Genomic DNA, 7,491 nt, shown 5'->3' with positions numbered 1-7,491 from the left:
AAATACAGTAACTATGTGGCTTTCAGCCACGATCACGGCTTTGCCGTGAATAATTCAGGCTTATTATACCATTTTTCTTCTGACAGCAATTGTAAAAATTTTATATTTTCATATTTTAGGAAGACTTTGTGCTACGCACAGCTTTCCCCACCCCACCGCTTCATTCGGATACTCATTAAATCCGGGCAGGGGCTGCGCGCCTCGTCTTAAGTAGGCTTTGACTTTCTCGCCCCAGAGGAATGGGTCGTTTCGTTGTATGATGCCCCATTCCATCAGGAGGGCGGCGGAGCCGGTGACGAAGGGAGTGGAGAAAGAAGTTCCGGTGACACTGGTATAGGCACCGCCGGGAGTGGGGGCGGTGATGTTTACGCCGGGGGCGACGAGATCCGGTTTGGGGAATGAGAGATTCGATCCGCCGCGGCCGGAGAAATCGGCGTAGGCGTTTAGTCTGGAGTCATAGGCTCCTACGGTGATCACTTTGGCTGCAGTGGATGGGATCGTGAGTGTTTCTGCAGCGATCGGACGGTAAAATCCGGTCACTGGGTTCAGGACATTTCCACCCGGAAGCCACAGGTTATAATTACCCTCCCGGATTCGTCTGCCATGCAGATGAATCTTCCAGATTCCACTGGTGAGGTATGTCTCTACAGGGATAAAATCAAAATAAATCTCCTGCGTTACCTGAAAAGGTCCCGGCTTTCCGTAGTAAATCAATAAATCTGTTTCCCCTGCACGATATCTCTGTGTGCCGATTTTTTCCGAAAGTGTTGGCAGTCTTTCGCCGGATGGCGTTTCTATGGAAATCTCGATCTCATCTGCATAGGCTTTCCATAACTGCAGATTCAAAGTTGTCTCATAAGTCCCAATACTCATTTCCACAGTTTCTGTCTGTCCCTGTCGAAGCTGTCCCGCCGTATGGATCCGGTCATTTCCATTATTTCCGCTTCCTACACAGATGACAGAACGTCCTACATTCGCTGCGTTGCTGAGATATGTTTCCAGCAGAGAATCCCCTTGATGTGTTCATTATAACTAGGGGAAAGTTATTGTAAAAAAATTTGCAGTCTTTACACTGCATTTTTCTCTTTAGAATAAGGTGACTGATACTTAAATACGATGTCAATGCTCTTATCTCCATTCACAACAATCTTTTCTATCAACTCTGTCACAATTTCTCTTGTCACTTCGGATAATGTTCCATACTTGATAAATTTCTCTATCCAGTTTTCATAAGATTCTTCTGCCTCTCCAAAGCTGTCTTTCTCTTGTTCTGCCAACTGAATCTTCGCCCTGATCTCTTTATCCTGCTTTTCATATTCTGCCTTATAGGAGAGGTATTCTTCTTTATCCAGAACACCATCTACATAATTTTCGTAAGTTTTCTTTTTATACTTCTGGACAGCCACAAGTTCTTTTTGTAACCGTTCAATCTTCTGATTTGCTTCTGCACATCGTCTCTGCACCTCCTTCTTCCTGTCTGCTGCTTTTAATATTTCATCCTTATCACTCTCTTTTAGTGCCAGTTCCGCTTGTCTTTGGATTTCATTTTTCACAATAGAATCTAATACTTCTTTTTTAATGAAATGAGAATAACAAACTGTGTTTCCTTTTTTATGATAGGTACCGCACTCATAACCATCCCGACAGGTAACCCTCTGGAAATTATATCCGCAATCTCCGCAAACAATAATTCCTGCGTATGGATTTACCTTTCTCACTTCGCTATTAAATCCCGGTGTCCGTGTTCTTTTCTTCATAAGTTTCTGTACCTGCTCAAAAGTATCTTTGCTGATAATTGCTTCGTGCATTCCTTCCACAATATACTGCTGTTCCTCTGGAATATATTGATACTTTTCCACTTTATAGGATATCTTTTCTGATTTATGCTGTACCATAGCCCCTGTATAAACTCTGTTTCGCAAAATTACATTGATCGTAGGATATGCCCAGCCCTTTGCACCCGCTTTTTCTAATGCATTGGCATATTTCAATCCCTGCACCTTTCTCTTATACTCTGACGGTGTCAGAATTCCTTCCTGATTCAGTTTCTTTGCAATACCATCCCTGGAATATCCTTCCAGACTCATATAAAAGATTCTCCGTACCACTTTAGCTGCTTCTTCATCTACAAGAAAATGATGCTTATCTGCCGGATCTTTTACATATCCATATGGGGCAAACCCAGACATAAACTGTCCCCGTTTCTTCTGGGCGGTCAATGCACCTCTGATTTTCTTAGATATATCACGACTATACATATCATTAAACAGCGTCTTAAACTGTGCCAATTCTTCATTACTGTGATGAACAGAATCCACGCCATCCAAAATTGCAATATAACGCACACCCAAAGATGGAAAAACACGCTCGATATAATTACTGGTTTCAATATGTTCACGCCCAAGCCGGGAAATATCTTTCGTAATAACGCCTTGAATTTTCCCTTTGTAGATATCCTCCATCATCCGCTGAAATTCCGGTCTATTCGCAAAATAAAGCCCCGAATAACCGTCATCAATATAAATATCTGCGATTTCCAGATCCTCTGATTTAGTCACATACTCACGAATCAGTTTCATCTGATTTTCAATACTCTCACTAACTTTATTCTCTCCATCATCCTTCGACAGACGACAATATACACCCATCTGATACATCATATCACCCCATCTTTCTCAAGTATTCTATCTGGTGAACTCTCTACTGAAGCAAACTTAAAATATATATCTATTTTCTGCTCTGGATATACATAAATTTTATCAACTAACTCCACAAGCACTTCTCTGGTAAGCTGCTTTACCGTTATTCTTCTGCGATTAAAATGCTCCAACCATATCTTTGTTTCATTGACCGCCGCCCGCTGCCTTTGCTCTTCATGATTCAGTTCTGATAATTCTTTTTGATATTTCTGATTCTCTGTTTCATACATCTGTTTTAATTCCAAATATTCCTCTTTGGAAAGTACTTCATCCATAAACTGTTCATATACTCGTTTCCGGTATTCCAGATTTCTTTCTATTTTTCCCTGCAATTTTGCAATTTTACCATCCAGTTCCGGCTGTTTCTGTCTGATCTGAGTTTCCAGATTCTTCATATCCATCTTCATCTGTTTCAATTGCTGGTTGATTGCAAATACAACCAGTTCATCCAGCTTTTCAAATGTAATATGATTCAGCTCACAGTAATTCTGCCCCTGCTTCTGGTGAAAACCACACATATATCCGTCATAATCTTTATGAGATGCCAGATAACGTTTTCGCATGGCTGTTTTACATTTCCCACAAAAGAGCAGTCCCACATATTTATGTGGTTCATTGCTTTTATCAAAATAGGAAACTCTGCGCCCCTTTCTTATTTGCTGAACCCTATCAAACTCGTCTTTAGAAATGATTGCTTCATGTGCATCCGGCACCAGCTCCATTTCTTCCAGTGGAATTGCCTTTTTGTATTTCAGCTTATAAGACGGTCTTTCATGCTTCCGAATCACAACCGCCCCAGTATAGACCGGATTCTTTAAAATTCCACTTACAGTAGACGATGTCCACAGACCTTTTCCCGAATCCCATACATAATTGGTTTTTAAAACTTCCTTTTTATATTTTGCGGGACAAGGGATTTCATCTTCATTCAAAGTCCTGCAAATAACCGTACAGCCAAATCCATTTTGATACATTTTATAAATTCTTCGGACAACCTCGGCTGCATAAGGATCAACTTCCAGATGATTATGAATTGTTTTACTTTTCACATATCCAAAGGGAGGCTGTTTCGGTGTATATTCGCCCATACTTCTTTTTGTCTGAATGGTCATTTTAATCTTTCTGGATGTATCTCTCAAATACATATCATTCAGCAAAGTTTTTATTTCTAACATTTCATCATAAGTTCCAACTACTGAATCATAATTATCCAGAATCGAAACAATCCGAATCTGTTTCTCCGGGAAATATTTGCCTAGATAATAGTTGGTATCAATATGTTCTCTTCCAAGTCGAGATACGTCCTTAAAAATCACCATATTGATAACACCAAGCTCAATATCTGCCAGCATCCTCCGAAATTCAGTTCTTTCAAAATTACTTCCAGAAGCCCCATCGTCTACATAAACTTTTTTCTCTGCAATATCTTTATTCTCTGCAATATAATCTCTTGCCATCTGAATCTGAGAGTGAATACTATTGCTGTATTCACCCTCTTTATTTTGCTCTTCAATGGAAATTCGGCAATAAATTCCTGCCTGATACATTCTATCCCTCTTTTCATCGGTCTTGCATAGTCATTGTCTTTAATTGTCTTCATTTTACAACAAGAACTTAAGAAAATCAACCTGCAATTTTTCGTTCAGTAAGATTCTGAATGCACTGGATCAATGTCTTTTCCCCATTAAAATGCACTCGAATCTGATATCCTGCATGTTCATAGCTTACATTCTCTTTTTGGATTTCTTTTTTTGTATCCAGAACTTCTACAGAATCAAATAACGTATTCATGCTATATGCCTCCTTCAGCATACAGTTCTCTCTACATCCTATGCCGGCAGGATTGTACAAAAGTTCTGTATGAATTGAATTCGGCTTTCGAAAGCCTGATTACATTCTAAAATTATTCTGCACCAATCACATTGAATTGAAATTGACCGCAGATTGAGTTTTTAAGATTCATTTTCTTCCTATACAGTATCAATTCCTATTGTCCGGAACATTTGTTCGTGTTATAATAAAAAGACTTTAAGAATATAAAACACGAAAACCAAAGGAGGGATTTCTGTTGGAACGATGTGATTTTTCTTCTATTAGCACATGCCTAAAAAATCAAATCAGTGAAAGCAATCAGATGAACCAACCTGATTTTTTATACGAATTATTTGAAGATTTTATGAATGATCCGATAAATGAAGATTTTTCTATGGATAATGGTCTAATTTGCCGCTGGATAACCGGACAGGCAAAAATCAGTCCCAAAATAACCTCATATTATGCAAAACCCAGCAATCAGAAAAAACTGGCAACAACCATTCAGCGGAACTTACTTCCCTTAATGGCAGACTGCAACATGGTTATACAGGACATTTACACGTTATTCATACAGGACGATACGATTTCGGATACAAAAAAGCAGGAACTTGTATCTCTATATAAACCTTCTGATTCAAGGCTGTTGTTTTTAGCAAAAGTACTTTCTTTTGGTATGGAACGGCAATTTATTAAACGTGATACAAGAAATCAAAAACTGATTGCAGGAGGTGTTCTATCTCCGATTGTTCTGGATTACATTATGGACAGCGAAGTCCCGAAACCATGCCGTCATTTTCTAGGAAGAGAAGAAGAACTGGATGAACTCCATACTTTGTTTAAAGAGAACCGACATATATTTCTTTATGGAATTGCCGGAATTGGAAAAAGCGAGCTTGCTAAAGCCTATGCAAAGCAATACAGAAAACAGTACACCAATATTCTCTATATGGAATACACCGGTAATCTATATCAAAATATCACAGACATGGATTTTATTGATGATCCACCAGAAATCAGTGAGCAGGAATGTTTTCAAAGACATAACCGTTTCTTACGCTCTTTGAAATCTGATACACTGCTGATCATAGACAATTTTAATGTCACATCCACACAGGACAGTTGCCTGTCAGTCGTATTAAAATACCGTTGCCGGGTTTTATTTACAACCAGAAGCCAACTGTCTGAATACTGTAGTTTTCAGTTAAAAGAACTAAAAGATATAGCCACTCTTTTTCAACTGACATCTGTATTTTATTCAGAAGCAGAGGAACACCGGGCAATCGTAGAAAAAATCATAGAAACTGTACACTACCATACTTTTGCTGTCGAACTGGCAGCCAAACTTCTGGAAAATGGAATTTTAACTCCAGAGCAATTATTGATAAAACTTCAAGAGGAAAAGGCTTCTCTTCATAATGAAGATAAGATTAAAGTAATGAAAGATGGTCAGAGCAAAAAAGCCACCTATTACAACCATATCCATACCCTGTTTTCGTTATACTCCTTATCACGGAAACAGCAGGATATTATGTGCAATATGTGTTTTATGCCTTCATCTGGTATTTCTGCCCGTATATTTTCCAAATGGCTGGAGCTGCCTACTTTAAATGACGTGAATGATCTGATTGAGACAGGTTTTGTACAGTCAAGTCTCCGGCATACTATTTCTCTGCATCCAATGATTCAGGAAATTGCAGTTTCCGAGACCGCACCTTCTATTACAAGCTGCCACACGTTATTGGATTCTCTGCGAAAAATATGTTTGATGCATGGCATTGAAGTTAGCTATTATAAAAAATTATTTCAGACAACAGAAAATATCATCCAATTCATTGAAAAGGATGATATTCCCCAATACCTGTTATTTTTAGAAGATGTTTTTCCATATATGGAGAAGTACCACTATCAAAAGGGTATGAAAAAAATCATTCAGGAACTACAGCATTTTATAAAAGCAAATACTTACGGGACTGCATCTGACCGTGCCTTACTATTGGATTATCAGGCAACTCTGGAACCCAAAACAGAAAAAGCGATAAAATTAGAAAAAGAAGCACTTGCTCAAATAAAAGAAACCACAAAAAAGAATGCACACCTTGTTTCCAACCTCCATTCCAATCTTGGGGGGCTTTACCGAATCAACGGACAACTTAATCTGGCTAAAAAACACATGGAAATGGGTATCTCTCTTTTAGAACAATACCAGCTTCTTTATACTAATGACAGTATTCCTCAGATTAATAATTATGCTGTCCTCTTAACTGAAATACAAGAACCTGACCTTGCCCTGTCTGCTCTTCAGAAATTAGCACAGATTATCAAAGAATATAATTCAAACCACTGTTTGGATTATGCACAGGTACAGGAATCCCTTGGAAGTATCTGCCTGATCACTGCAAATATTTCACAAGCGAAAACCCATTTTAAAAAAGCCTTGAAAATTTATGAAGATATATGGGCAGATGAACCTGAATTGATTGAAGAAAAATATAAAAAAATTCAGGAATTATATCCACAAGCTGGAATTGCTCTGGCAAAAAGTATTCTTCCCACCAAACACTAGCAGTTCCTATAACGCTTGTAAAATATATAATCAACTCGTTTTCTATAAATCATGATTACAGCAGAAGATACAAAAAATCCGTGTATCTTCTGCTCTTTCTAAAAAAACTTTTTTACTATATCACCCACTCATAAGAATTTCCCTTATTCTCTGATCAATTTCTGCTATTTCTTCTTCAATTCGACTATTTTTATTTTGCAATTGTCTTTTAAATTCATCAGCAAATTCCGCTTTTCTCAATCTTATGTTATCTAAAATGCTCTTTTGCTCATCAATCAAGAGTATTATCTTCTCATTTTCTCCCGCATATTCCCGCATATGTTCTAGTCCTACCAGTGCAGCGTAAATCTGTTCATCTTCCTCCCTATATAGTCAAGTCTTTTTTCCTTGAAAATCAAGGATTTTTTAGTGTTT

The 7,491-nt window shown here is 38.1% G+C and carries 6 protein-coding genes; 1 reads left to right on the top strand and 5 read right to left on the bottom strand.

Annotated elements, in window-relative coordinates:
• Positions 1-108: 108 nt before the first annotated feature.
• The 4 genes from DXC01_RS19340 to DXC01_RS19325 form a co-directional block, all read right to left on the bottom strand.
• Positions 109-873, bottom strand: coding sequence for a S8 family serine peptidase (locus DXC01_RS19340; RefSeq protein WP_118699641.1), 765 nt, complete (start codon positions 871-873; stop codon positions 109-111).
• Positions 874-1,067: 194 nt separating this feature from the next.
• On the bottom strand, positions 1,068-2,660 hold the full coding sequence (locus DXC01_RS19335) for a recombinase family protein (RefSeq protein WP_117636461.1): 1,593 nt from the start codon (positions 2,658-2,660) through the stop codon (positions 1,068-1,070).
• A complete protein-coding gene (locus tag DXC01_RS19330) occupies positions 2,657-4,246 on the bottom strand; it encodes a recombinase family protein (RefSeq protein ID WP_004614745.1) in 1,590 nt (529 codons plus the stop codon). Before DXC01_RS19330 ends, DXC01_RS19335 begins: the two co-directional genes overlap by 4 nt.
• Positions 4,247-4,322: 76 nt before the next feature.
• Positions 4,323-4,490 (bottom strand): hypothetical protein, encoded by a 168-nt coding sequence (locus tag DXC01_RS19325; protein WP_009245398.1) that lies wholly within the window; start codon positions 4,488-4,490, stop codon positions 4,323-4,325.
• Between the two features lie 343 nt (positions 4,491-4,833).
• Between DXC01_RS19325 and DXC01_RS19320 the strand changes: the two genes are divergently transcribed.
• Positions 4,834-7,077, top strand: a complete 2,244-nt coding sequence (locus DXC01_RS19320) for a tetratricopeptide repeat protein (protein WP_004614747.1) — start codon at positions 4,834-4,836, stop codon at positions 7,075-7,077.
• A gap of 120 nt (positions 7,078-7,197) precedes the next feature.
• On the opposite strand, the gene DXC01_RS19315 is transcribed toward DXC01_RS19320, so the two are convergent.
• Positions 7,198-7,395: a hypothetical protein gene (locus DXC01_RS19315; protein WP_118699640.1), complete on the bottom strand. Its 198-nt coding sequence runs from the start codon at positions 7,393-7,395 to the stop codon at positions 7,198-7,200.
• Positions 7,396-7,491 lie beyond the last annotated feature (96 nt).

Origin of the sequence: Blautia sp. OM07-19, from assembly GCF_003481595.1 — a bacterium.
In the GTDB taxonomy this organism is placed as follows: Bacteria; Bacillota; Clostridia; order Lachnospirales; family Lachnospiraceae; genus Blautia_A; species Blautia_A intestinihominis.
Note: the sequence above shows the minus strand (reverse complement) of the source record. Positions and strands in the feature narration are given on the sequence as shown.

Excerpts from the sequence above, each read along its gene's own strand:
- DXC01_RS19335 (WP_117636461.1), bottom strand. The coding sequence starts at position 2,660 with ATGATGTATCAGATGGGTGTATATTGTCGTCTGTCGAAGGATGATGGA.
- DXC01_RS19325 (WP_009245398.1), bottom strand. The coding sequence starts at position 4,490 with ATGAATACGTTATTTGATTCTGTAGAAGTTCTGGATACAAAAAAAGAA.
- DXC01_RS19330 (WP_004614745.1), bottom strand. The coding sequence starts at position 4,246 with ATGTATCAGGCAGGAATTTATTGCCGAATTTCCATTGAAGAGCAAAAT.
- DXC01_RS19315 (WP_118699640.1), bottom strand. The coding sequence starts at position 7,395 with ATGCGGGAATATGCGGGAGAAAATGAGAAGATAATACTCTTGATTGAT.
- DXC01_RS19320 (WP_004614747.1), top strand. The coding sequence starts at position 4,834 with ATGAACCAACCTGATTTTTTATACGAATTATTTGAAGATTTTATGAAT.
- DXC01_RS19340 (WP_118699641.1), bottom strand. The coding sequence starts at position 873 with ATGAGTATTGGGACTTATGAGACAACTTTGAATCTGCAGTTATGGAAA.